1 protein-coding gene is annotated in these 592 nt (G+C 45.8%); it reads right to left on the minus strand.

Annotation, left to right across the window (positions count from 1 at the left end; translation table 11 throughout):
* Positions 1 to 316 (minus strand): transposase (locus AB4114_RS35830; RefSeq protein ID WP_441992682.1); only part of this gene is annotated, 316 nt, incomplete at its 3' end.
* Positions 317 to 592 lie beyond the last annotated feature (276 nt).

Genomic DNA, 592 nt, shown 5'->3' on the forward strand with positions numbered 1-592 from the left:
GAATGAATGTTTGTCCTTCTTTTGCCATGGCTACAAGCATCCGGGCCAGTTTCCCAATCAGCTTCATCATGGACTGCATTTTCGTCATTCTTTTCACTTCGGTATTGTGCGCATGCATGGCTTGGAACGCTTCATTAAAAGATAACAGGTGAAACACAGTGAAGTAGAGATGTTTGCGCAGTAGTGAGTTGCCTCGCTTGGTGAGCTTAATTTGCCCCTTATATTTGCCAGAACTTCGTTCTGCTAAGTTCAATCCTGCCTTGCGTAGTAATTGATTTCCGTGAGAAAGCCTACGTAAGTCCCCGCCAAATGCCAATATGGCAGCCGTTGCTGGAACGGAAGTACCGACAGAGCGAACGAGATCAGAACAAGGAATTTAAGGCAGTATCTTTTCAATCATCTCGTCCACTTCGTCAATAATTCGGCAGATCCTATCATACTCTTCGATGCTCCGGAGTTAGCTGCAATAGGTCAGAAGGGGCTGGAAAGCGGCGCAAAGTGGCTAACGAGCGATCGCTAAAAATATCATCAAATGCTTGTCTGTATTCTGGAAACCGGATATCAAGCCAGCGGTGGATTCTATTCTTAGTCC

The sequence above is a fragment of the Paenibacillus sp. 2RAB27 genome, from assembly GCF_052115445.1.
Lineage (GTDB): Bacteria > Bacillota > Bacilli > Paenibacillales > NBRC-103111 > Paenibacillus_E.